Annotated in this window: 25 protein-coding genes; 14 read left to right on the top strand and 11 right to left on the bottom strand. The window is 73.7% G+C overall.

Going from position 1 to position 22,410, the window contains the following annotated elements; genetic code table 11:
• Positions 1 to 55 precede the first annotated feature (55 nt).
• The 3 genes from ACFUUZ_RS17780 to ACFUUZ_RS17770 all read right to left on the bottom strand — a co-directional run bounded on the left by ACFUUZ_RS17780 (position 56) and on the right by ACFUUZ_RS17770 (position 2,837).
• Positions 56 to 967: a DUF2797 domain-containing protein gene (locus ACFUUZ_RS17780; protein WP_378697401.1), complete on the bottom strand. Its 912-nt coding sequence runs from the start codon at positions 965 to 967 to the stop codon at positions 56 to 58.
• 87 nt (positions 968 to 1,054) lie between these two features.
• Complete coding sequence (locus tag ACFUUZ_RS17775; RefSeq protein ID WP_378697399.1) at positions 1,055 to 2,281, bottom strand: GAF domain-containing protein; 1,227 nt, start codon at positions 2,279 to 2,281, stop codon at positions 1,055 to 1,057.
• 115 nt (positions 2,282 to 2,396) lie between these two features.
• Positions 2,397 to 2,837, bottom strand: coding sequence for a hypothetical protein (locus ACFUUZ_RS17770; RefSeq protein ID WP_378697397.1), 441 nt, complete (start codon positions 2,835 to 2,837; stop codon positions 2,397 to 2,399).
• Between the two features lie 140 nt (positions 2,838 to 2,977).
• Here ACFUUZ_RS17770 and ACFUUZ_RS17765 point away from each other — a divergent pair, with 140 nt between their 5' ends.
• Genes ACFUUZ_RS17765 through ACFUUZ_RS17745 form a run of 5 tightly spaced genes read left to right on the top strand, consistent with a single transcriptional unit; the run spans position 2,978 to position 5,750 of the window.
• A complete protein-coding gene (locus ACFUUZ_RS17765) occupies positions 2,978 to 3,400 on the top strand; it encodes a hypothetical protein (RefSeq protein ID WP_378697395.1) in 423 nt (140 codons plus the stop codon).
• Positions 3,397 to 3,702: an SH3-like domain-containing protein gene (locus ACFUUZ_RS17760; RefSeq protein WP_378697393.1), complete on the top strand. Its 306-nt coding sequence runs from the start codon at positions 3,397 to 3,399 to the stop codon at positions 3,700 to 3,702. The genes ACFUUZ_RS17765 and ACFUUZ_RS17760 overlap by 4 nt, the downstream gene beginning before the upstream one ends.
• Positions 3,699 to 4,406 (top strand): thiocyanate hydrolase subunit gamma, encoded by a 708-nt coding sequence (gene scnC / locus ACFUUZ_RS17755; RefSeq protein ID WP_378697391.1) that lies wholly within the window; start codon positions 3,699 to 3,701, stop codon positions 4,404 to 4,406. Before ACFUUZ_RS17760 ends, scnC begins: the two co-directional genes overlap by 4 nt.
• On the top strand, positions 4,403 to 4,729 hold the full coding sequence (locus ACFUUZ_RS17750; protein WP_378697389.1) for a ScnB: 327 nt from the start codon (positions 4,403 to 4,405) through the stop codon (positions 4,727 to 4,729). The genes scnC and ACFUUZ_RS17750 overlap by 4 nt, the downstream gene beginning before the upstream one ends.
• Before the next feature lie 28 nt (positions 4,730 to 4,757).
• Positions 4,758 to 5,750 carry an alpha/beta fold hydrolase gene (locus ACFUUZ_RS17745; protein ID WP_378697387.1) on the top strand — a complete coding sequence of 331 codons (993 nt, stop codon included), beginning with the start codon at positions 4,758 to 4,760 and terminating at the stop codon, positions 5,748 to 5,750.
• A gap of 153 nt (positions 5,751 to 5,903) precedes the next feature.
• Here the strand turns inward: ACFUUZ_RS17745 and ACFUUZ_RS17740 are convergent, their stop codons facing one another.
• Positions 5,904 to 6,452, bottom strand: coding sequence for a TetR/AcrR family transcriptional regulator (locus tag ACFUUZ_RS17740; protein ID WP_378697385.1), 549 nt, complete (start codon positions 6,450 to 6,452; stop codon positions 5,904 to 5,906).
• Positions 6,453 to 6,543: 91 nt separating this feature from the next.
• Between ACFUUZ_RS17740 and ACFUUZ_RS17735 the strand changes: the two genes are divergently transcribed.
• Both ACFUUZ_RS17735 and ACFUUZ_RS17730 read left to right on the top strand, forming a co-directional pair.
• Positions 6,544 to 7,410, top strand: a complete 867-nt coding sequence (locus ACFUUZ_RS17735; protein ID WP_378697383.1) for an alpha/beta fold hydrolase — start codon at positions 6,544 to 6,546, stop codon at positions 7,408 to 7,410.
• Positions 7,407 to 8,423 carry an AraC family transcriptional regulator gene (locus tag ACFUUZ_RS17730; RefSeq protein WP_378697381.1) on the top strand — a complete coding sequence of 339 codons (1,017 nt, stop codon included), beginning with the start codon at positions 7,407 to 7,409 and terminating at the stop codon, positions 8,421 to 8,423. Before ACFUUZ_RS17735 ends, ACFUUZ_RS17730 begins: the two co-directional genes overlap by 4 nt.
• Before the next feature lie 47 nt (positions 8,424 to 8,470).
• On the opposite strand, the gene ACFUUZ_RS17725 is transcribed toward ACFUUZ_RS17730, so the two are convergent.
• Entirely contained in the window at positions 8,471 to 9,124 is a 654-nt protein-coding gene (locus ACFUUZ_RS17725; RefSeq protein ID WP_378697379.1) for a maleylpyruvate isomerase family mycothiol-dependent enzyme, read from the bottom strand.
• Between the two features lie 77 nt (positions 9,125 to 9,201).
• On the opposite strand from ACFUUZ_RS17725, the gene ACFUUZ_RS17720 reads away from it, so the two are divergent.
• A complete protein-coding gene (locus tag ACFUUZ_RS17720) occupies positions 9,202 to 9,645 on the top strand; it encodes a MarR family winged helix-turn-helix transcriptional regulator (protein WP_378697377.1) in 444 nt (147 codons plus the stop codon).
• An 87-nt stretch (positions 9,646 to 9,732) separates the two neighbouring features.
• Positions 9,733 to 11,001 carry a cation:proton antiporter gene (locus ACFUUZ_RS17715; protein WP_378697375.1) on the top strand — a complete coding sequence of 423 codons (1,269 nt, stop codon included), beginning with the start codon at positions 9,733 to 9,735 and terminating at the stop codon, positions 10,999 to 11,001.
• Between the two features lie 3 nt (positions 11,002 to 11,004).
• On the opposite strand, the gene ACFUUZ_RS17710 is transcribed toward ACFUUZ_RS17715, so the two are convergent.
• Both ACFUUZ_RS17710 and ACFUUZ_RS17705 read right to left on the bottom strand, forming a co-directional pair.
• Positions 11,005 to 12,129: a hypothetical protein gene (locus tag ACFUUZ_RS17710; protein ID WP_378697516.1), complete on the bottom strand. Its 1,125-nt coding sequence runs from the start codon at positions 12,127 to 12,129 to the stop codon at positions 11,005 to 11,007.
• A gap of 31 nt (positions 12,130 to 12,160) precedes the next feature.
• Entirely contained in the window at positions 12,161 to 14,512 is a 2,352-nt protein-coding gene (locus ACFUUZ_RS17705) for a PEP/pyruvate-binding domain-containing protein (RefSeq protein ID WP_378697374.1), read from the bottom strand.
• 27 nt (positions 14,513 to 14,539) lie between these two features.
• Between ACFUUZ_RS17705 and ACFUUZ_RS17700 the strand changes: the two genes are divergently transcribed.
• The gene (locus ACFUUZ_RS17700; protein ID WP_378697373.1) at positions 14,540 to 15,121 is read left to right on the top strand and encodes a TetR/AcrR family transcriptional regulator; all 582 of its coding nucleotides are present in this window, start codon (positions 14,540 to 14,542) and stop codon (positions 15,119 to 15,121) included.
• Here ACFUUZ_RS17700 and ACFUUZ_RS17695 read toward each other — a convergent pair.
• From ACFUUZ_RS17695 to ACFUUZ_RS17680, 4 genes are all read right to left on the bottom strand, one after another.
• Complete coding sequence (locus ACFUUZ_RS17695; protein WP_378697372.1) at positions 15,118 to 15,774, bottom strand: GntR family transcriptional regulator; 657 nt, start codon at positions 15,772 to 15,774, stop codon at positions 15,118 to 15,120. The two genes, ACFUUZ_RS17700 and ACFUUZ_RS17695, sit on opposite strands and share 4 nt — an antisense overlap.
• Positions 15,775 to 15,865: 91 nt before the next feature.
• Complete coding sequence (locus ACFUUZ_RS17690) at positions 15,866 to 16,855, bottom strand: transketolase family protein (RefSeq protein ID WP_378697370.1); 990 nt, start codon at positions 16,853 to 16,855, stop codon at positions 15,866 to 15,868.
• Entirely contained in the window at positions 16,852 to 17,655 is an 804-nt protein-coding gene (locus tag ACFUUZ_RS17685; protein WP_378697514.1) for a transketolase, read from the bottom strand. The genes ACFUUZ_RS17690 and ACFUUZ_RS17685 overlap by 4 nt, the downstream gene beginning before the upstream one ends.
• Positions 17,656 to 17,702: 47 nt before the next feature.
• Positions 17,703 to 19,076 (bottom strand): MFS transporter, encoded by a 1,374-nt coding sequence (locus ACFUUZ_RS17680; RefSeq protein ID WP_378697369.1) that lies wholly within the window; start codon positions 19,074 to 19,076, stop codon positions 17,703 to 17,705.
• A 207-nt stretch (positions 19,077 to 19,283) separates the two neighbouring features.
• On the opposite strand from ACFUUZ_RS17680, the gene ACFUUZ_RS17675 reads away from it, so the two are divergent.
• The 4 genes from ACFUUZ_RS17675 (at position 19,284) to ACFUUZ_RS17660 (ending at position 22,374) form a co-directional block, all read left to right on the top strand.
• Positions 19,284 to 20,054: an SDR family NAD(P)-dependent oxidoreductase gene (locus tag ACFUUZ_RS17675; RefSeq protein ID WP_378697368.1), complete on the top strand. Its 771-nt coding sequence runs from the start codon at positions 19,284 to 19,286 to the stop codon at positions 20,052 to 20,054.
• Positions 20,032 to 20,784: an SGNH/GDSL hydrolase family protein gene (locus ACFUUZ_RS17670; RefSeq protein WP_378697367.1), complete on the top strand. Its 753-nt coding sequence runs from the start codon at positions 20,032 to 20,034 to the stop codon at positions 20,782 to 20,784. Before ACFUUZ_RS17675 ends, ACFUUZ_RS17670 begins: the two co-directional genes overlap by 23 nt.
• A 136-nt stretch (positions 20,785 to 20,920) precedes the next feature.
• Positions 20,921 to 21,166, top strand: coding sequence for a hypothetical protein (locus ACFUUZ_RS17665; protein ID WP_378697365.1), 246 nt, complete (start codon positions 20,921 to 20,923; stop codon positions 21,164 to 21,166).
• Positions 21,167 to 21,621: 455 nt separating this feature from the next.
• The gene (locus ACFUUZ_RS17660) at positions 21,622 to 22,374 is read left to right on the top strand and encodes an alpha/beta hydrolase (protein ID WP_378697363.1); all 753 of its coding nucleotides are present in this window, start codon (positions 21,622 to 21,624) and stop codon (positions 22,372 to 22,374) included.
• Positions 22,375 to 22,410 lie beyond the last annotated feature (36 nt).

Raw genomic sequence — 22,410 nt, 5'->3', positions numbered from 1 at the left:
GCTAGAGGTGTCATGTGCTCCGACCGCTCGGGAACCGCGAATTCATCGGCCGAGTTCAGAACAGCCCGAGTTGGGTCGAGATCCCCGGCGAGCGAACCGGTCCCGGCACCACGTGCCGCCCGACCAGCACCCCCAGATCGGCGAGGAAGAGCTCCGGCTCCCCGTTCACCGTCACCGACGCCACGGACCCGACCATCGCCACCACGGTCAAACAGTGCTCCCCCGACGTCAGGGCGTGCGGGTAGGCATCGCTCGCCCCGGCGACCCCGGCGTGCTCCGCGGGCGGCTCCCACGGCTCGAGCGGCAGCACCGCCGAGGCGCCCTCCAGGACCTCGCGCGCCTCCTGCACCGCCCACCCGTGCGCCCGCTCGATCTCGGCGGCGGGCCGCGGCCGCGCCAGCGCCGTCAGCTTCGCGCTGCGCCGCTTGCTCTGCACGATGTCGAGCGCACCGGAGACCAGGTCTTCGTACTCCCGCGCGGTGACCCCGGAGTCGGCCCAGGCCAGGTAGGTGGCGCGGACGGCGCCCTGCTCGTCGAGCCGGGTCCGCTTTCGTGCGTGCACCGCGGTGCCGACCTTGCTGGAGCCGTCGGCGAAGGTGGCGATGTACACCCAGTGCGGGCGGGCGACGTACTCGCGCAACCCGTCCGGGACGTACCCGCCGCGGTGCACGTGGTGGATGAAGCGGAACTCGTCGGCCGCGGCGCACTCGGCGCACTGCCGCCCGGTCACCGCGCGCCGCGCGCCGGGGCAGTCCTGCCCTGTGACCTCGCCGGAGGCCGCGAAGACCGCGCGCCCGAGGCAGAACGGGCCGGTGTCGGGGACGGTGAACGCCAGGGTCGTGCCGATCAGCGGGACGGCGGCGCGGGTCGCCGAACCCACCTCGGCGAGGTCGAGGTGCGGGCTGCCCCCGCCCCACGACACCGAACGCACCAGAAACCGCTCACCGTCCCGCCAGTCGGCGCGCATCGATCCCCCCGGGCCACGAGACTCGTCCACAACTCTTCCAACCTACCGGCATCCGCCGAACGGCAACCACGGTGCGGCCCTTCGAGATCAGCGCCCCAGGTAGGCCGCGAGCCCGCCCAACTCCTCGCTGGCGATGAACACCGACCGCACGTTGAGCAGCGCCTCCTCGGCGTGCGCGGGACACCCCCACGCCGAATCACCCCACGAATCCGCGACCTTGATCTCCGCCGCCGCCGCGCACCCCTCCGGTCCGCCGAGCTGGCACCGCTCCGGGTGCGGCGCCGCCACCTGCGCGGCGGCGGCGGAGCGCAGCCGCGCCGCGAGCCCGGCCGCCGCCTCGGCCCGCTGTTCGGCGTCGGCGCGCAGCTCGTGCTCGGCGCGCAGCGCGCGGGCCAGCTCCGCGCGCGCGGCCTCGGCGCGCGCCTCGGCCTCGGCCTTGGCCTGCTCGATGCGGTGCCGTTCGATGGCGAGCGCGGCGGTGCGGGCGAAGATCCGGGCGAGCGCGAGGTCGCTGTCCTGCGGGACGCGCGGGCGCGGGTGGTACATGGCGAAGGTGCCGAGCAGGCCGCCGTCCCTGGCCAGGATCGGTGTCGACCAGCAGGCGGCGAGCCCGGCGCGCTGCGCGAGCGCGCGGAAGTCGTCCCAGAAGGGGTCGGTGGCGATGTCGGTGACGATCACCGGCTGCCGCCGGTGCGCCGCGGTGCCGCAGGAGCCGACGCCGTCGCCGGTGGCGATGCCGTCGATGGCCGCGTTGTAGAAGTCGGGCAGGCTGGGGGCGGCGCCGTGGCGCAGGTGGGCGCCGTCCGGGTCGGCGAGCAGCACCGAGACCAGCACCGGCTCGGGGACCAGGCCCTCGATCGAGCGCGCCATGCCGTCCAGCACCTCGGTGAGCGGCGCCTGCCTGGCGATGTGCTCGACCAGCAGCCGCTGCTCGGCGAGGAGCCGCTGAGCGTGCTTGATCTGGGTGGTCTCGACGCCGATCACCTGGAGTCCGCCCGCGCGGGGTTCGACGGTGATGTCGAAGAACGCCTCCCGCGCGGCCGCCCCCGACCCGAGCACGACCCGCAGGTCCCGGACGGTGGCGGCCACGCCGGTGCGGTACACCCGGTCGAGCACCGGGAGGACGTCACCGCCGATGCCGCCGGGCAGCAGGGCGGCGAGCGGGCGCCCGACACCGTCCGGCGCGCGGTCGATGGCGGCGAAGAAGGCCGGGTTGGCGGCCTCGAGCACGTGCTCCGCGCCCGCGAGCGTCGCGGCGACGGCCACCGACTGCCCGAAGAGTTCGCGCAGGTCGTGCTCGGATGTCACTGTCATTCGTGCCTCGCCTCGAGCGTGGGTGGAGTCGCCGGGAGCGGCGCGCCCCGGCCCGGCCGGGCTTTCGAGGTCGGGACAGTAGACCAGACCCGGCCCCCGGAGCGCCATCCGGCGGTCAGGCCGGGGGCAGCACGGCGGCGGGGACGACGATGCTGGGCGCGGGCTGCCCGGGCGCGGGCGCGGGCATGGTGTCGATCACCCGGACCACGAGGTCGTAGACGGCGGTGGCGAGTTCGGGGTCGTCGGCGGAGATGCCGCCGTGCGCGTTGTGGTCCAGCGCGACGAGGTAGTCGACCATCTGCTCGCCGGTCAGGTCGATGCGGACCATGCCGTCCGGCTCGGGGACGAGGGTGACCGGCTCCTCGACGCCGGGTTCGCCGAGCCGGGTGTCGGTGCGCTGCCAGACCTGCTCGGGCATGTGCAGTTCGAAGACCGGGACGGCGGCCGCGCGGTCCTCCCGGCCGAGCTGCTCGGGCGGCGATTCGGCGCATCCGGCGAGCAGCGCCAACCCCAGCGTGGCCACCAGCAGCCGTGCCCTCGACAATCCCGCGACCATCTGCGCCGTCCCCTGTCCCGATGAACTGTGCCCCCGCATTTCCACCGCCGCGGCGGCGTAAACGTCACCACCGCGAGCACGTGTTATGTTCTAAGAGCATCAAATGTGACCGGCATCACCGACACCTTCGCGGAGCCGCCATGAGCGCACCGGAACAGTTCGACCAGCTCGCCGCCCGCGTGGCCGGTATCGCGCCGGTGTCGCGCACCCCGCTGGACTCCCCCTACGAGATCTCCGGCGAGCTGTTCGCCGCGCTGCGGCACGTGCTGCACGACGTCGGCGGCCAGCCCGACCTCCCGGCCCCCTACCTGGAGAAGACCGAGGAGGAGTGGGAGATGAACACCTACGTCACCTGCGAGTGCCTGGGCTGGCGCGGCGTGTGGAACTCCGAGGAGCGCCGCCGCGCCGAGAACGACCTCGGCGCCACGCTCTACTTCGGCCTGCCCTACTACGCCCGCTGGGCCCTGGTCGCCGCCAAGACCCTGGTGGTCAAGGGGTACGTCACCCCGGACGAGCTGAGCGCCAAGCTCGACGAGGTCCGCGCCCGGCGGGTGCAGCGGTGACCGGCCGCCGCTTCGCCGTCGGCGACCGGGTCACCGTGCGCGAGGCCACCACCCTGTTCCACACCCGCACCCAGCTCTACACCCGCGGCCGCACCGGCACCGTCGTGGAGCACCGCCCGGAGTGGGTGATCCCCGAGGACGAGGCGTGGGGCCGCGACGACGGCCGCACCGAGCCGTTCTACGTGGTCCGCTTCCGCCAGCACGACCTCTGGCCCGGCTACACCGGCTTCCCCGCCGACACCCTGCAGACCGAGATCTCCGAACACTGGCTGACCCCCGCACAGGAGGACGACACGCAGTGAGCCACGACCACGACCACGACCACGCGCCCATCGAGACCGCGGGCGAGATCAGCGAATTCGAGGTGCTGGAGACCGCGATCCGCGAACTCGCCATCGAGAAGGGGCTGTTCTCCCGCGAGGACCACCGCCGCTTCGCCGAGTGGGCCGAGACGGTCGGCCCGCACGGCGGCTCGAAGCTGGTGGCGAAGGCATGGACCGACCCGGAGTTCAAGGCGCGGCTGCTCGCCGACGGCACCGAGACCTGCAGGGAGGTCGGGATCGACTGGCGCGACCCCACCGGCTCCGGCACGCCGAGCGACTACACGTTCTTCTACGTCCTGGAGAACACCCCCGAGGTGCACAACGTCATCGTCTGCACGCTCTGCTCCTGCTACCCGCGCCCGGTGCTCGGCATGTCCCCGGACTGGTACCGAACGCCGAACTACCGCAGGCGGCTGGTGCGCAGGCCGCGCGAGGTGCTCGCCGAATTCGGGCTGCACTTCCCGGCCGAGGTGGACGTCCGGGTGCACGACTCCAACCAGAAGTCGCGGTTCATGGTCATGCCCATGCGCCCGGCGGGCACCGAGGGCTGGACCGAGGAGCAGCTGGCTGCCATCGTCACCCGCGACACCATGATCGGGGTCGCGCTGCCCCAGGTCGGGTGGACCGCGCAGAAGCCGCCGAGCCAGGCCGAGGACGCCATGCACGGGGAGGCCCGCGCATGACCGCGCCCTATGCCGTCCTGCTCGATACCCTGCCGTCGGGCACCGAGCGCGAACGTTCACTGCCCGACCTGGACCGCAGGCCCGATCCGTGGGAGTCGAGCATGCAGGCCACCTGCGAGTGCCTCTCCTGGCGCGGCACGCTGGACAACCTGGAGCGCAGGCACGCCGAGGACGCGCTCGGCGAGACCGTCTACCGCGACTTCCCGGTCCGCACCCGCTCGGCGGTGGTCACCGCGCACACGCTGCTGGAGCGCGGCCTCATCGCCCCGGACGAGCTGGCAGCGCGGATGGCGGCGGTGCGCGAGCGGCTGCACCGGGAGTAGCGCGGGCGGGCTGTGGTTGATTGGGGGGATGTATCGCCCCATCGAACGTCCGGTCCGCACCAACGGTGTGACGCTGCGGGTCACCGAGGCCGGTGACCGCGGCGCACCCGTCGTGCTCCTGGCGCACGGCTTCCCGGAACTCGCGTACTCCTGGCGGCACCAGATCCCCGTGCTCGCCGCGGCGGGGTATCACGTGCTCGCCCCCGACCAGCGCGGTTACGGGGGTTCGGACCGCCCCGAGGCCGTCGAGGATTACGACATCGCCTGCCTCACCGGGGATCTCGCCGGGCTGCTCGACGACGTCGGGGCCGAGCGGGCCGTGGTCGTCGGGCACGACTGGGGCGCCACCGTCACCGCCGGGTTCGCGCAGCTGCACCCGGAGCGGACCAGCGCCGTCGCGGTGCTGAGCGTGCCGCCGACGCCGCGCCCGCCCGCGCCGCCCATGCGGATCCTGGCCAGGCGGTTCGGCGAGAACTTCTACTACATGCTGTATTTCCAGGAGGTCGGCCCCGCCGACGCCGAGCTCGACGCCGACCCGGCCACCGCGCTCCGCCGCCTGCTCAGCGGGTTGCGCGCGGGTGCCGACCCGAAGGCGCAGGAGGCCATGCTCCGGCTGGTGGCGCCGGGCCCGGAGGGGTTCGTGGCGCGGCTGCCCGAGCCCGACACCGACCCGGACTGGATCGACGCCGACGAACTCGCGCACTACGTCGCCGAGTTCACCCGCACCGGGTTCACCGGCGGGCTGAACTGGTACCGCAATATCGACCGCAACTGGGAGCTGCTCGCCGACGCCCCCGCCATCGACGTGCCCGCGCTCTTCCTCGCGGGCACCGACGACTTCACCCTGCTCACCACGCCGCGGCACCGCATGGGCGAGATCCTGACCGGGCCGCACCGCGAGGTCATGATCCCCGGCGCCGGGCACTGGGTGCAGCAGGAACGCCCGGCGGAGGTCAATGCCGAGCTGCTCGCCTTCCTGCGCGAGCCCGCCGCCGCGGCCGCCGCCCGTTCAGTGCAGTAGCTCGCGGGCGAGCGCCGCGCTCCACCACCGCTGCTTGTCGAAAGCGGCGTCGATCGCGCCGTTCGATGCCGACGGCACCAGCCGCACGGCACTGCTCGGGCCGGCCGGGCGGGCTGGGTCGCGGGGGTGGTCGTGCTGTTCGGGTGGTAGCGATCACCCGAGATCGGCGAGGGCGGCGTCGATCGCGGCAACGGCTTCGGCGGGCTCGAGGTCGCCGGTGACGACCCGGGCGGTGAGGCCGTCGGCGAGCGCGACCAAGCGCCGTGCGGCCGAGCCTGCTTCGATGCCGGGCGCGGCGGCGGCGATCAGCTCGGCCGCGCTCCGCTCCTGCCCGCGCTTGGCGGCGCGGAGCAGCGCGGCGAGTTCGGGGTCGGCGACGCTCGCGGCGATGTAGGCGTACCAGACGCCGACCCCGCGCCGGGAGCCCGGCGTCGCGGGCACCGAGTGCGCGATCAGGCGGCGCAGCTCGGCGCGCGGGTCGGCGGGCGGCTCGGCGAAGCGGAGCGCCGAGCCGTCGATCATGGTGGCCGCGCTCGCGCGCACGAGGTTGTCCTTCGAGCCGAAGTAGTGCTGCACCAGCCCCACCGAGACGCCCGCGGCGGCCGCGACGTGCCGGAAGGAGAGCGCCGCGATCCCCCGGTCGGCGATGACCGACCAGACCGCGGCCAGGATGACGGCGCGTTTCTCGGGTTCGGGCGGCATACCCCTCCTCGGTCGTCGGCAATACGATCATATTGCTCCAATACGATCGTATTGGTAGCCTTTTCGACGAGAGCACGCCGAAGGGGAGACCATGGTGCAGCTGGGGCGGTTCCGTTCACCGGAGGGCGAGCGCGCGTACGAGCGGGCGTACCGGCGAGCGCTGGCCGAGGGGCCGGAGCCGAGCGGCATCCACGATGTCCCCACCTCCTACGGGACCGTCCGCACCTACACCTGGCACGACGGCACCGCCGACCCGGTCGTCCTGCTCCCCGGGCGCAGCTCCGGCGCACCCATGTGGTCCGCGCACCTCCCCGCGCTGGACCGGCCCCTCGTCGCGCTGGACGCGATCGGGGACGCCGGGCTCTCGGTGCAGACCGCCCCGCTGACCTCCATGGCCGACCAGGCCCGCTGGGTCGACGAAGCGCTGGCCGCGCTCGGCTGCGGGCGGGTGCACCTGCTCGGGCACTCCTTCGGCGGCGCGACGGCGACGGCGGTCGCGCTGCACGCGCCGCACCGGCTCGCCTCGCTCCTGCTGGTGGAGCCGGTGTTCACGCTGCGCCTGCCGCCGCCCGCGACCTTCTTCTGGGCCACGGTGGCGACGCTGCCGGGCAGGCGGGCGTGGCGCGAGTACGCGCTCGCCGCGATCGGCGGGGTGCCGGTGGCGGAGCTCAGGGCGGCGACGCCGGTCGGCGAGATGATCCGGATCGCGGCCGAGCAGTACCGCGGCGCGCTCCCGGTCCCGCGGCCGCTCGGCGACGCCGAGCTGGCGGCGCTGGCCGGGTCCACCTACATCGCGGTCGCCGAGCGGTCCCTCGCCGGTGGGGAGCGGGCGGTCCGGCGCGCCGCGACCGCGGCCATCGAGGCCGAGTTGTGGCCGGGCACGACGCATTCACTGCCCATGCAGGTGCCGGACGAACTCGCGGCCCGGCTCCGCGCCTTCCTCGGCGCGCTGCCGTGATCCACCGCGCGCCGCGCGCCGCGGCCCCGCCCTCACTGCACATTCCGGCGCGGGCGGCGCTGTCCGTCGTGGTGCCGGTCCGCGGGGGCGCCGTGCTCGTCACCGCCGACCACCGCCCGCAGCGCCTCGACCCGGGCGAGCTCGCGATCGTCCGCGGGGGCGAGGCCCACGTGGTGGCGGACAGTTCGGCGGCCGGGCCGCGGGCGGTGGCCGCCGCGCAGGAGCGGCGGGCGGCGCCGAGCGGTGAGCTGCTCGGCGACCTGACCGGCACCGGCGCGCGCCGCTGGGCCGCCGGTCCGCTCCTGCTCGTGCACGGCAGCTACGCCGCCGCGGGCGTGGTGAGCCGCCGCCTGCTGCAGGCACTCCCGCCACTCGTCGTCCTGCGCGACCACGACCTCGACCACCGGACCCTCGCGCTGCTCGGCGACGAGGCGGCGCGCGACCGGAGCGTCGTGCTCGACCGGCTGCTCGACCTCGTCGTGACCGGCGCCCTGCGCGCCTGGTTCGCGCGCGGGACCGCACCGGCCTGGTACGCCGCCTACCGCGACCCCCTGGTCGGCGGCGCGCTGCGGCTGCTCCAGCAGCATCCGGCGCACCGGTGGACGGTGGCCGAGCTGGCCGCGGCGGTGGGGGTGTCGCGGGCCGCGCTGGCCCGGCGCTTCACCACGCTGGTCGGCCTCCCGCCGATGGCGTTCCTGACCGAATGGCGGTTGGCGCTGGCCGCGGAGCGGTTGCGGGATTCCGACGACACCGTCGAAACGATCGCGCACCACGTGGGGTACGGAACGGCCTTCGCGCTCAGCGCGGCGTTCAAGCGACAGCACGGGATCGCGCCGAGGGATTACCGGTCGGGCGGTGCGCGCACGCCACGCCCTGCGGTGTCCGCATCCACGGGGGCAGCGGAATCGCCGGTCACGGGGTCAGCACGTGGCGGCCACGCACCCCGCCCGCGGCCCAGTAGCCACGGCGCGCGGCGTGATCCCCCGCGTTCGGGGGCGAGCGCGGCGACGTAGCCGCCGAGCGGGACATGGTTCACGGGATCACTCCATACGCGCTCGTCTCACGAGAGCCGCGCGGCGAGCAGCGCCACACCGGGCCCGGAGAGCTCGTCCAGCCGGGCCGTACGGCCGGTGATCGCCAGCAGCAGCGCGAGCGCCGGGCCGCGGATCTCGGGTCCCGCGCCGTGCCGCCACCCGGCGTCGTCGGCGCACAGGCCGATCCCGTCCAGCCGGTGCGGGTCGAAGACCGGCCGCCCGACGGTGACCGCGTGCGCGGCGGCCGCCGCGGCGGCCTCCGGGTCGACCCGGAGCGCGCGCCCGAGCGGAATCGCCATGTCCTGACCGTGCACGAGGGTGTCCATCAGGATATTGCGGTAGTTGGTGAGCGCGGGCAACCGGCGCGAATCCGCGTGTGCGCGCAGGCTCGCCACGATCTCGTCGGTCGGCCGACCCGAAGAGCGGCGGGTGAGCCGGTCGACCATCCGGTTGTAGTTCCCGCCCGCCCGCACGGCGGTGGCCAGGATGACGCCGAGCGGCGGCGGGTCCGGCGTGACGGCGACGTGCGCGGCGACCTCGCGGATCCGCCAGCCCGCGCAGAGCGAGGGCCGATCCCACTCCGCCTGCGCCAGCCCGGCCAGCAGCTCGGCGATGGCGCGGCGCTGCTCGGCGATGATCCGCCACGCGACATCCGGTTCGACGACGACCGAGGCGGCCATGGTGACACCTCCGCTAGTATTAGTCAGTGAGTCTGACCAATTATCGTCAGCCTCTCGTACCGATGTCAAGGAGTGGGATGGCGGAGGAGCTGAATGTCGGGCTGCTGATGCAGATCGCCGCCAGGGCCATGGAGCAGCGGGTGCTGGCGGCGCTGGCGGCGAGCGGCTTCGGTGACATCACGGTGGCCCAGGCGCGGGTGGTCGCGCAGGTCGACCGGGACGGCACCCGGCTCACCACGCTCGCCGAGCGCGCCCAGGTGACCAAGCAGACCGCGGGTTTCCTGGTGGATCAGGTGGAGCGCGGCGGCTACGTCGAGCGGGTCCCCGACCCGTCGGACCGGCGCGCCAGGCTGGTGCTGCTCACCGCGCGCGGCCGGGCGGCCGCCGATTTCGGCAACGCCGTCGCCGCCGAGGTGGAGCGGGAGTGGGCCGCGCACCTCGGCGCCGCCGACATGCGCGGGCTGCGCGCGGCGCTCACCCGGCTGCGCGCGCTGATCGAACCCGAGGCCGCCGGGGGCTGACACCCGCACCGGCATACCCCGTTTCGGTTCCTGTCCAGCCGGGTAGAGCAGAGCTACTGCTTCGAGAGATGGGTGCCGGGCGCGGCGATGACCGAGAACGATATCGAAGGCGCCTACCTGGCCGCCGGAATCGCGCTGCTGCTGGCGGCGACCCTCCCCCGCCTGTTCAAGGATCGGGCGATCACCGCACCGATGCTGGTGGTCGGGATCGGGGCACTGGCCGGGCTCGCGATCGGGCGCACCGGCATCGACGTGGTCTCCCCGCTCTCACACCCGGCGGTGATCGAGCACCTCGCCGAGCTGTGCGTGATCGTCGCGCTGATGGGCGTCGGGCTGGCGATCGACCGGCCGCTGCACTGGCGGACCTGGCGCTCCACCTGGCACCTGCTGCTCATCGCCATGCCGGTCTGCATCGCGGCGGTGGCGGTGCTCGGCTGGTGGGCGGTGGCGCTGCCGCCCGCGGCGGCGGTGCTGCTCGGCGCGGTGCTCGCCCCGACCGACCCGGTGCTCGCCTCGGACGTTCAGGTCGAGGGGCCGACGCCGGGCGAGGGCGCGGACTCCGAGGACGACGAGGTGCGGTTCGCGCTCACCTCGGAGGCCGGGCTCAACGACGCCCTCGCCTTCCCCTTCGTCTACCTCGCCATCATGCTCGCGACCGCAGGCCCCCTCCTCACCTGGCTGCCGGGCTGGGTGGCGTGGGACCTGATCGGCAAGGTGGTGGTCGGCGCCGCCGCGGGCTGGATCGCGGGCGACCTGCTCGGCCGCGGCTTCTTCCGCTTCCCCATCCGCAATGCCAGGCTCGCCGACCGCGGGGAGCCGATCGTGGCGCTGGCCGCCGTGCTCGCGGTCTACGGCCTCACCGAGCTGATCGGCGGGTACGGCTTCATCGCGGTCTTCGCCTGCGCCATCGCCATCCGGCGGATCGAGCGCGACAACGACTACCACGAGGAGATGCACAGCCTCGTCGAGCAGCTGGAGCACGTCCTCACCCTGGTCGTGCTGCTGCTGCTCGGCGCGGCGCTCACCTCGGGGCTGCTGGCCGCGCTCGACTGGCGCGGCGCCCTGCTCGGCATCCTGCTGGTCTTCGTGGTGCGCCCGGCCGCGGCCTGGCTGTCGCTGCGCCGCTGCCCGGAGCTGGATGCCAGGGAGCGCCGGGTGACCGCCTTCTTCGGGGTGCGCGGGATCGGCTCGGTGTACTACGTCGCCTACGCGCTCGCGCAGACCGATTTCGGGCAGGCGGGCGAGACCATCTGGGCGGTCACCGCCTTCACCATCGTGCTGTCCGTGCTCGTGCACGGCGCCAGCGCGGGCTGGGTGATGAACCGCCTCGACAGCGAGCGCAGCGCCGCGACGTAGCCGCTACTCCGGCGCCGCCTGGAAGAAGTCGGTGAAGCCGCTCGGCCGGTGCACGCCGATCACGCCGTGCTCGTACAGCCCCCAGCCGACCCGCGGCTCCCGCCCCTCCTCGTGCCAGACCGCGCGCCCGACATTGTCGGTGAGCCCGAAGGGGAGCCTGCCGACCACCTCGGGCGCGGTCATGTCGTAGTTCCGGCGCTCGGTGAACTTCTCGCCGTGCCACTGGCCGTGCAGCCAGTCCGGGTCGGGGCTGTACCCGCCGCCGACGCCGATGGCGAGGAACAGCTTCGACTCCAGCTCCAGCCGCACCTCGACGCCGTCGCGGGTGCGCAGCGCCAGCGTCCCGGTGGCGGGCAGCCGGGTGCCGGGGTGGTAGCGGGTGGAGACCAGCGGCCAGCCGAGCTGCTCGGTGCGGCCGTCGGGCCAGATCCGGTGGCAGTCGTTGAGGCTGCGCTCGCCGTCGGCGTCCTCCTGGATGATGATCACGACGGCGAAGTCCTCGAAGGCGATGGGGGCGTAGAGCCACCACATGCCGCCGAAGGGCGGGTCGGCCGGGCGTCCGGCGGGCTCGGCCTCGCCGATCGGGCGCAGCCCCCAGGAGCGGTCGCGGGTGCCGGTGAAGCGGTCCGGGGTCACCGGGTAGGTGGTGCCGTCGATGCTGATCGTGCCCTCCCAGGCGCCGACCTGCGCGAAGCGTTGCGCGTCGATGATGGTGCGGTGGCTGCCCGAGCGCATGACGTGGCGCTGCTCCGGGATCGCGGGAAAGGCGGCGCGCCAGGTCATGTCGACGGCGACGCCCTCGGTCTCGGCGATCACCAGCCGGGACGTGGTCAGCGGCTCGACCACCTCCAGCCGGTAGTTCCCGCAGTGCTGGTTCAGCCGGTCGCTGTCGATCTTGTCACCGAAGTGCAGCGCGATCTGCTCGTCGCCGCGGCGGATCACCAGAAAGGCGTCCTTGGTGCCGAGGTTCGGGTAGTAGCCGATGCCGGTGATCAGCATGAGCTCGCCGGAGTGGTCGAGCGCGTTCCAGTAGGAGCGGTCGTAGAAGTTGCGGTCGCCGCCCACCCACTCGATGGGCGCCGGGATCTGGTGGATGGGGTACTCGTCGAGCGGGAATACCCCGGGCACGTGCTGCACGTTCTCACTCCTCGGATTCGGTTCAGGGCCGGTCGATCAGGGTCACCACGCCGCGGTCGCCGTCCACCCGGACGCGGTCGCCGGTGCGCAGCGCGACCGTCGCCACCAGGGTGTTCACCACGCAGGGCAGGCCGTACTCGCGGGCCACCACGGCGCCGTGCGAGACCGAGCTGCCGATATCGGTGACCAGCGCGGCGATCACCGCGAAGTACGGGGTCCAGCCCACGTCGGTGACCGGGGCGACGAGCACCTCGCCGGGGCGCAGGTCGCGCGCCGCCACGACCGAGTGCGCCACCCGGACCGTCCCTTCGACCACCCCGCGCCCGGCGGGACGGCCGACGACCTCCCCGTCGGCCGGGACGGCGACCACGGCGCGCGGCGGCGCCGGCTCCGGCCGCCCCACCGAGACGTCGGCGAAGTGCAGCGCGGCCTGGAACGGCAGCGCCCTGCGGCGCTGCTCCGCCCGCGCCACGAGGGCGGTGTCGCCCGCCACCAGCCGCGCAAGTTCCGCGCGATCGAAGAAGAAGACCAGGTCGGGGTCGGGGAGGTCGCCGCGCTCGCTCAGCACCGTGCCGAGGTAGCGGTAGCCGCGCTTGAGCCGGTGCGCGACCTGGGCCATCCTGGACTTGGTCTCCTCCCGACCCCTGGCACCGCCCCGGGCGAGGCGGGCGAGCAGCCGCACGGCGCCGCCGCGCGGGCCGGGCGCCGCGGCCTCGTCCCGATCCGGCGCGGGGGCGCGCAGCATGATCTGCATCATCGAGCCGAGACCGTCGGGGTCGTCGGCCCAGGAGGGGTCGCGCATGCACAGCTCGCGGTAGCCGCGGTGGCCGTGCCGGTCCAGGAAGGCGCGCAGCGCCGCCCCGGCCGGGGTGTCCGCCGCCACCAGCCGCTCGACGGCCGCGGCGGGGGCCGCGGCCAGGAACTCCGCGGCGGCGTCCCGGTCGCGGGCGAGCAGGGTGACGACGCCGGTGAGCTGCTCGACCATGACGACGCTCTCCACGTCGGCCGCCCCGGCCAGCAGCCGGATCGCCTCGGCGCGCCCGTCCGCCTCGCTCGCACCCCGCCGTACCGCGGCCCGGATCAGCCGGTCCTCCAGGATGTTCGCCGCCACCGCCGCCCGCGACGACGAGCGGACGTGGGTGAGCGTGACCCGGCGGTAGAGCTCGACCCCGGCCTCCAGCCGGGCCAGGAGCACCCGCGGATCGCGGCCGGAGAGCACCGGGAACCCGTCGATCTCGGCGGGCAGCCTGCGGATGGCGGGCCCGACGCTGAGCGTGAAGGCGCTCAGCCGCACGGTGTTGCGCAGCCGGCGCAGGAACGGCTTCGGCGGCGCCGCCTCCAGCTCGTCGACGACCCGCCCGCAGATCGACAGGGAGAACTGCTCGCGCGAGTTGCCGAGGATGCCGGAGCTCAGCGCCGTGCCCTCGGTGAGGTTGAGGAACATGTGGCCGTAGAAGTAGCCGACCTGCGGCCACCGCTCCTCGTACCCCTTCTGCACCCCGCCCTGCACCTGCACCATCTGCATGGCGTAGTCGATGGCGTGCCCGCTGACCGACGCGGTGAGCGGGCAGAACGCACCCGGCATCATCTCGCCGATATTGCAGCGGGTGTAGACGTGCCCGGCCGACACGGGGGTGTCCATCTCGTCGAGCTCGCCGGGCAGCGTGGTGATCGGGCGGGCCTGCAGCCACCACAGGTTCCCGGCGCGGTCGATGGCCCACTCCAGATCGAGCGGCCGACCCCAGTGCGCGGCGGCCCGTTGGGCACCCGTGCGGACCGCGTCGAGCTGGTCGGGCGAGAGCACCGGCTCGGCGCCGAGCTCGTTGCTCACCGGGGTGCCGTCGGCGGTCAGCACGTGGTGGTCCGAGCGCGCGGAGCCGTCGACCAGCTTCTCCCCCAGCCCGTGCACGGCATCGATCACCAGCAGGTCGCGGCGCCCGGAGACCGGGTCGGCGGTGAAGACCACCCCGGCCGCCGCCGCGTCGACCAGCTGCTGGACCACGACGTGCATGGCGCCGCCCGCGCCGTAGTGCGCCGCGCGCCCGGACTCGGCCGAGGCGACGCAGCGGTGTACCGCCGCGACCAGGTCCCGCTCGGTGCCGACCCCGAGGACGGTCTCGTACTGCCCGGCGAAGGAGAGCTCGGCGCCGTCCTCCCCCGCGGCCGACGAGCGCACCGCCACCGGCGTCGATCCGGCGGCCCGCATGCGCGAGAATCGTTCCATGACGGCAGCAGCAGGGACCGCGGCGGCGTCGGCGATGGCGAAGCCGGGCGGCACCGGGAGGCCGAGCCGCATCAGTTCGGCGAGCCCGGCCGCCTTGCCGCCGAAGCTGTCGTCGGTGATGTCGCCCAGGTCGGTGACGGGAGTGCCCACCGGCGAAACGTTACGCGTGTCACGGAAATGACGGGCGAGAATGGCAGACCCCGCGACACCAGGATCGATGCGGCGGTCCTGAGCGCCGCCGCCGAGCTGCTCGCCGAGGTCGGGTACGCCGACCTCACCATGGCCGCCATCGCCGACCGGGCCGGTACCTCGCGCCCCGCCGTCTACCGCCGCTGGCCGGGCAAGGCGCACCTGGTGCACGAGGCGGTCTTCCGGGACGCCGACACCTCCGCCGTCGCGGCGACCGGCGCACTGGAGACCGACCTGCGCGCCATCGTCGCCCGCTGCGCCGCCCTGCTCACCTCACCGCTGGCCCGGCTCGCCGTCCCCGGCCTGATCGGCGAGGCGGCCGCGGACGCCACCCTGAACCAGCGGCTGCTCGACCGCTTCGCCCTGCACGGCTGGCGCGGGTTGGACGGCCACCTCGCCGCCGCCGTCGAGCGCGGCGAGCTGCGGCCCGGCTTCGACGGCGCCGTCCTGCTGGAGGTGGTGATCGGCTCGGCGCTCGCCGCCATGCTCATCCGCGGGCCGGACGGGCTCACCGCGGAGTGGGTCGAGAGCACGACCCGCGTCCTGCTCGACGGGCTCCGCGCGCGCTAGGAGACGAGGTTGTCGGCGGCGGTGGCCATGTGGTGCCGCACCGCGGCCGCGGCCTGGTCCGCGTCCCCGGTCTCGATCGCCTCGACGATGGCGCTGTGCCGCCCGACATCCATGTTCCCCACCGCCTTGTCCATCCCGGCCCACATGATGGACATGCGGATCGAGCCCTCCAGCGACTGCCAGGAGTGCACCAGGGTCTCGTTGCCGGTGAGCCTGCACAGCACGCGGTGGAACTCGAGGTCGGTCTCGATGCGCTCGTCGAGCGAGTACTCGGCGCGGGTCATGGCCGCGAGCGCGGTGTGCAGCGGGGGCAGCACCTCGGCGCGGTCGTGGCGTTCGGCGAGTTCCCGGACGGCGAGCGACTCCAGCGCGGCCCGCACGGCGAAGATGTCGCGGATCTCCTTCTCGTCCAGGTGCCGGACGTAGAGCCTGCCGCGGGCGCCCGCGACGATCAGCCCCTCCTGCTGGAGCTGCCGCATGGCCTCGCGCAGCGTGCCGCGGCTGATGGCGAGCTTCTCCGAGAGCTCGGTCTCCACCAGCGGGCTGCTCGGGGCGAGCGCGCCGCTGGTGATGGCGGTGCGCAGCGCGGCCACCGCCTGCTGGCGCAGGCTGGTCTTTTCCAGTCCGAGCAGTCCGGCGGGTTGGGCGACCATGCGTGTGCCTCCAGGTGTCAGCGGGCGACTGTCGACAGCAGTCTGTCGACAATGGTACGGCTCGCGCCCGCCCCGGCACGAGCCGTCCCGGTCAGCCCAGCTCGGCCAGCACCCGGGCGACCACCCGATCGGTGCTCAGCCCGTAGCGGTCGTGCAGCGTCGGCAGTGCGCCCGCGTCGAGGAATTCGTCGGGCAGCCCGATCGGCACCACCCGCCTGCCGAGCCCGGCCTTGACCACCTCGGCGGCGACGGTCTCGAAGAGCCCGCCAATCACGGTGTGGTTCTCCAGCGTGACCGCGAGCCGCGGGGTGTCGATCTCGGCGAGCACCGTGGCGGCGTCGAAGGGCTTGATGGTCGGGGTATGCACGACCGCAACGTCCACCCGGTGCGCGGCCAGCGCCTCGGCGGCCTGCAGCGCCCGCATGGTCATCAGCCCGCTGCTCACCAGCACCACGTCGGCGCCGCCGCGCAGCACCGCGGCCTTACCCAGCTCGAAGGTGTAGTCGTACTCGTCGAGCACGGTCGCGACCTTGCCGCGCAGCAGCCGCAGGTAGGTCGGGCCGGGGCTGGCGGCGAGCTGCGGCACGGCCTGCTCGAGGTCGACCGAGTCGCACGGGTCGACGATGGTCAGGTTCGGCATGCCGCGGAAGATCGCCATGTCCTCGGTGGCCTGGTGGCTGGGGCCGTAGCCGGTGGTCAGCCCGGGCAGCCCGCCGACGATATTGACGTTCAGGAAGGGCTCGGCGATGTCGAGGCAGAGGAAGTCGTAGGCGCGCCGGGCGGCGAAGACCGAGTAGGTGGAGGCGAAGGGGATCAGCCCGGTCTCGGCCATGCCCGCCGCCGCGCCGAAGAGCAGCTGCTCGGCCATGCCCATCTGGAAGAAGCGCTCCGGGAAGGCCTCGGCGAAGATGTGCATGTCGGTGTACTTGGCCAGGTCGGCGGAGAGCCCGACGATCTTCTCGTTCTCCCGCGCGGCGGCCACCAGCGCGTGCCCGAAGGGGGCGGCGGTGGTGCGCTGACCGGGGTCGACGAACGAGGCGATCATCGCCGAGGTCTTGAGCTTCGGTGCGGCGGTGGTCATTTCGCGTCCTCGTATCCGGCGGTGAGCTGCTCGCGGCAGATCTGCCATTCGTGTTCATCGATGCGCATGAAGTGCGCCTTGGTGCGGTTCTCCAGCAGCGGGACGCCCTTGCCGACCGTGGTGTCGCAGAGCACGACGGCGGGGGCGCCGTGCGGCTCGGCGTGCGCGGTGGCGTCGTCGAAGGCGGCGAGCAGCGCGGCGGTGTCGTTGCCGTCCACCCGGTAGGTGCGCCAGCCGCAGGCCCGCCACTTGTCCGGCACCGGCTCGGTGCTCAGCACGCCCGCGGTGGCGCCGTCGGCCTGCAGCGCGTTGATGTCGACCATGGCGATCAGGTTGCCGAGCCGGTGGTGGTGCGCGCTCATGGCCGCCTCCCAGGTCGAGCCCTCGTCCAGCTCGCCGTCGGAGAGGAAGTTGAAGACCCGGGCGGGCGAGCCCTGGTGCCGCAGCCCGAGCGCCATGCCGACCGCGACGGTCAGGCCGTGCCCGAGCGAGCCGCCGGAGATCTCCATGCCGGGGGTGTAGCTGGCCATCCCGGACATCGGCAGCCTGGAGTCGTCGGAGCCGTAGGTGCTCAACTCTGCGCGGGGCACGATCCCGGCCTCGGCGAGCGCGGCGTAGAGCCCGATGGCGTAGTGCCCGGTGGAGAGCAGGAACCGGTCGCGCCCGGCCCAGTGCGGGTCCGCGGGGCGATAGTTCAGGTGCTGGGCGTAGACGGTGGCGAGCAGGTCGGCGGCGCCGAGCGCCTGGCCGACGTAGCCCTGGCCCTGCTCCTCACCCATGTCGAGCACGTTGTGCCGCATGCGGTAGGCGAAGGCGTCGACGAGGGCGCGGCGGTCGATGGTGGTGGTCACAGCAGTTCCTTCTCCCTGGTGTCGGCGACCGGGCGCGCGGCCGCGCCCGGGTCGGGGGTGCGGTCGGCGGCCGCGGCGATCCGGCGCTCCCCCGGCCCCCAGGTCTCCCGGGTGAGCAGCGCCGAGACCAGCCCGATCGCGCCGTAGGCGCTGAAGAGCAGCGCCGGGCCGATCCAGCCGAGCCAGACGTAGAGCAGCGTGGTGGCGAACGGGGTGAAACCGGCGACCATGGCCGAGATCTGGTAGGCCAGCGAGGCGCCGGAGGCGCGGCGGGCGGCGGCGAACAGCTCGGGGAACCAGGCGCCCTGCGCGCCCGCCAGCGCGTTCTGGCAGACCGCGTAGGAGATCACGAAGGTCGCGATCACCAGCACGAAGAGCCCGGTGTTGACGAGCAGGAACATCGGGATGCCGAAGAGCACCGCGAACCCGCAGACCCCGAGGTAGACCGGCCTGCGCCCGACCCGGTCGGTGAGATCGGCCCAGGCGACGGTGGCGACGATGCCGATCGCGGAGGCGACGCAGAGCGCCAGCAGCGTCTGCGACTTCCCGGCCAGCCCGGTGGCGTGCAGGTAGGAGATCATGTAGGTGATCGAGACGGCGTAGCCCGCGGTCTCGGCGATCCGCAGCCCGATGCCGCGCAGGATGTCGCGCCAGTCCTTCCGCACCGACTCCAGCACCGGCGAGGCGACGACGGCGCCGCTCTCCTTCACATCCTCGAAGACCGGCGACTCCGGCACCTTCGAGCGGATCACCAGCCCGACCGCGACCAGCACGATGCTGGCCAGGAACGGCACCCGCCAGGCCCAGTCGCCGCCGAGGTGCACGCTGACCAGGAAGACCAGGTTCGCCAGCAGCAGCCCGACCGGGAAGCCCGCCTGCACGATGCCGGTGTAGCGACCCTTCGACCTCCACGGCGCATGCTCGTAGCTCATCAGGATGGCGCCGCCCCACTCGGCGCCGAAGGCCAGCCCCTGCACGATCCGCACGGTGACCAGCAGGGCGGGCGCCCACAGCCCGACGGCGGCGTAGGTGGGCAGCAGCCCGATGGCGAAGGTGGCCAGCCCCATCACGATCAGCGAGGCGACCAGCACCGGTTTGCGGCCGATCCGGTCGCCGAGGTGCCCGCCGAGGATGCCGCCGAGCGGGCGAGCGGCGAAGCCGACGCCGAGCGTGGCGAAGGCGGCCAGCGTGCCGACCATCGGGTCGCCGCTGGGGAAGAAGGCGGTGCCGAAGTAGAGCGCGGCCGCGGTGCCGAAGCCGATGAAGTCGTAGGTCTCGATCACGGCGCCCACCGAGGAGCCGATCGCGACGCGTTTGGCGTCCGGCGTGCCGTGTACGGGGCCACGCATCCCGAGAGCGTCAGTGCTCATGTCTTCTCCTAGCGCACCGTGGGTGCGGCTTCCGAGGGGAACGTTACGTCGACTGTCAACAGTGCGCTCAGTGTGACCCCGCCCACGCCGATCTGTCAACCGTCGGCGGGTAACCGTTGACTGTTGACAGTCGAGCGTCGTAGCGTGGGCTGCATCACCGCCGCCGCCCGAGACGGCGCCGCGCGCCATCCACCGAAGGAGCACCCCATGACCGTCCAGCGCACCGCCGTCGTCACCGGCGCCACCTCCGACCAGGGCATCGGCCTCGCCACCGCCCGCCGCTACGCCGAGGACGGCTGGGCCGTCGTCGTCCTCGACCTGGACGGCGAGAAGTCGGCCAAGGTCGCCGCGGAGATCGGCGCCGAGTACTCGGTGCCGGCCTTCGGCCACGAGATCGACGTGGCCGACGAGGATTCGGTGACCCGCGCGCACGCCGCCGTCGCCGCCGAGGTCGCCGCGGGCGCGCTGCCCCCGGTCGGCGCGCTCGCCAATATCGCGGGCATCACCTCCCCGGTCCCGTTCCTGGAGACCACCCTCGACCTGTGGAACCGGGTGCTGGCGGTCAACGCCACCGGCACCTACCTGGTGACCCGCGCCTTCCTGCCCGGCATGATCGCGAACGGGTGGGGCAGGATCGTGACCATGTCCTCGGTCTCGGCGCAGCGCGGCGGCGGCGTCTTCGGCAAGGTGCCGTACTCGTCGGCCAAGGCCGCGGTGCTCGGCTTCACCCGCTCACTGGCCCGCGAGCTCGGCGACTCGGGGGTCACCATCAACGCCGTCACCCCCGGCGCGGTGGACACCGCCATCCGGGTCGGCAGCACCGCCGAGCAGGAGGAGGCCATCCGCGGCTCCATCCCGCTGGGCCGCACCGCGACCACCCGCGAAGTGGCCTCGGTGATCACCTTCCTCTCCTCCGAGGACGCCGGCTACCTGACCGGCAGCACCGTCGACATCAATGGAGGCAGCCATATCCACTGATCCGCGCCCCGTTCTGCGCATCTCCTGGTGGGGCGACAGCCTGGTCGCCGCCGGGGAGGCGTACGCGCCCGCGCTCGACGACCCCTACGGGCTGCCGCCGGTCGGCACCGCGGTCACGGTGACGCGGTGGCGGTACCGGGGGTTCGCGCACCTCGTCGAGGTCGCGCTGCAGGCGCGGCTGCCCGGCACCGACATCCGCGGCGTGAATCACGGCGCGGGCGGCGCGACGTCGGCCGATGTCCGCGCCCGGATCGAGGCGGGCCCGGTGCCCGACGCCGAGTTCGCGGTGCTCGGCTGCGGCACCAATGACGCGTGGGGCCTGCCCTCCTCGGGTGCGGCGGCGGCCGAGGTCCGCGCGGACTACGAGCGGAACCTGCGCCGGGCGGTGCGGGCGCTGCGCGAGCGCGCGGCCGCCGTCGTGCTGCTCGCCCCGCCGCCCGTCGGGTGGCTGCCCGGCGCCGACACCGCCGCGCTGAACGACGAACTCGTCCGGTACGGCACCGTCTGCGCGGCCGTCGCGCGGGAGTGCGGTGCCCGATTCGTCGACGTGCGGCCGCGTTTCACGGCGGTGGCGCGGGAGCTGGGCATGGCGCCCGGCGTGCCGCCGGGCGCGGAGGTCGCCGCGCCGTGGCAGGGCGACGGGGTGCACCTGAGCGACCTCGGCAACCACCTCGTCGCCGCGGCGATCCTGCGCGAACTGCCGGGCGCGCAGCCGGATTCGGCGGGCTGACACCGGGGCGGAACACGACAGGTCGCGGTGGAACGCGTCCGATTCGCCCGCGAGCGGGGCGCGCGGGGCGTGCGGCGGGGAGACTGGTGGGTCGGTCGGTGCCCGCGGGGCACGGAAGGACGGAAGGTGGTTCCCCGTGGCTCCGCAGTGGTACCGGTTCGTACTCGCGGGCGAGCCGACGCCCGAGCAGCTCGCCTGCTTCCCGGAGTTGATCCCGACCCCCGGAGCGGCGGCGGGCACCACGGTGCTGAGCGGCCCCGCCGACAGCACCCGCGATCTCCAACTCGTCCTCGCCCGTTTCCGTCAGCACGGCCTCACCGTGCTCGGCAGTTTCCGCCTGCTCGAGGCGCCCGAGGCCGGGACGCTGCCGGGGCGGGAGTGAGAGTCAGGGGAGGGGCGGATGGCGCCGGGCCGGGCTGCTTATCTCAACCCGACCCGGACCACCGGTATCCGATCGCCCGGATCGTGGCGGCTCAAGCCGAACCCGGACGCTGGAAGTCTAACCGAAGACTAGGGACTTTGGTCCCTGAAAGGACATCGATTTCGCCGAATTTCGGGGAGTGGCCCCGATTTCGGCCCCACCTGCGACGATGCCGAGGGCGGTTCGGCCGGACAAGTCCCAGTTCCGGGACGACCGGGACGCGGCACCGGACCCGATAAATCGGTCGACGGTGTCGGGCCCGGATTGCTACCGTGCCCAGGACCGTGATCGCACGCGAGGAGGTGAGCCCCATGTTCGCAGCAACCAGGTGGGTGCTCCCGCTCGTGTCCACGGTCGGGCGACAGCCGTAGGTGTCGCCGGGAGCGCCGGACGAGGCATTCCCGAAAGGCACGACCATGCACTTCACTGCAGAGACATCGTCGAACGGTGTCGTCGAACGGCACTTCACGCTGGGCGAGAGCACCGGCGTGCTCTGGTCCCCCGCGACCGCGAATACGGGAGCGCCGCTGCTGCTCTGCGGGCACGCGGGCGGCATGCACAAGAAGGCGCCGGGGCTGGTGGCGGGCGCCCGGTACAGCGTCGGCACGGCCGGCTACACCGTCGCCGCGCTCGACGCCCCCGGCCACGGGGACCGGCCCCGCTCCGAGCGGGACCTGCACTGCGGCGAGGCGATTCACCGGGCGCGGGCGGCGGGCGAGCCCATCGCCCCGATCGTCACCGACTACAGCCGGTGGGTGGCCGAGCGGGCGCTCCCGGAGTACCGGGCCGCGCTCGATGCCCTGCTCGCGCTCCCCGAGATCGGCGCGGACGCCCCGGTCGGCTACGCCGGGATCACGCTCGGCGTGGTCACCGGGTTACTGCTCGCGGCGGCCGATCCCCGGATCGCGGCACTCAGCCTCGGGCCGGTCTTCGTGGACGACGCCCTGCTCGAACTGGCCGGGCGGGTCACCGTTCCGGTGCAGTACCGAATTCCCTGGCACGACAGCGATTTCGACCGGGCGTCGGCGCTCGAGCTGTTCGACGCCCTCGGCTCGACGGAGAAGACGCTGCACGCGCACGCGGGCCGGTACGACCAGGTGCCCGCCACCGAGCGGGCGAGCGCGGCCGCGTTCCTGGCCGCGCACCTCGGCACCGGCGTCCCGGTCTGAGCCCGGCGGTAGCGGCGTCCGGCAGCGCGCCGGACC

It is taken from the genome of Nocardia sp. NPDC057353, assembly GCF_042667085.1.
Lineage (GTDB): Bacteria > Actinomycetota > Actinomycetes > Mycobacteriales > Mycobacteriaceae > Nocardia.
Note: the sequence above shows the minus strand (reverse complement) of the source record. Positions and strands in the feature narration are given on the sequence as shown.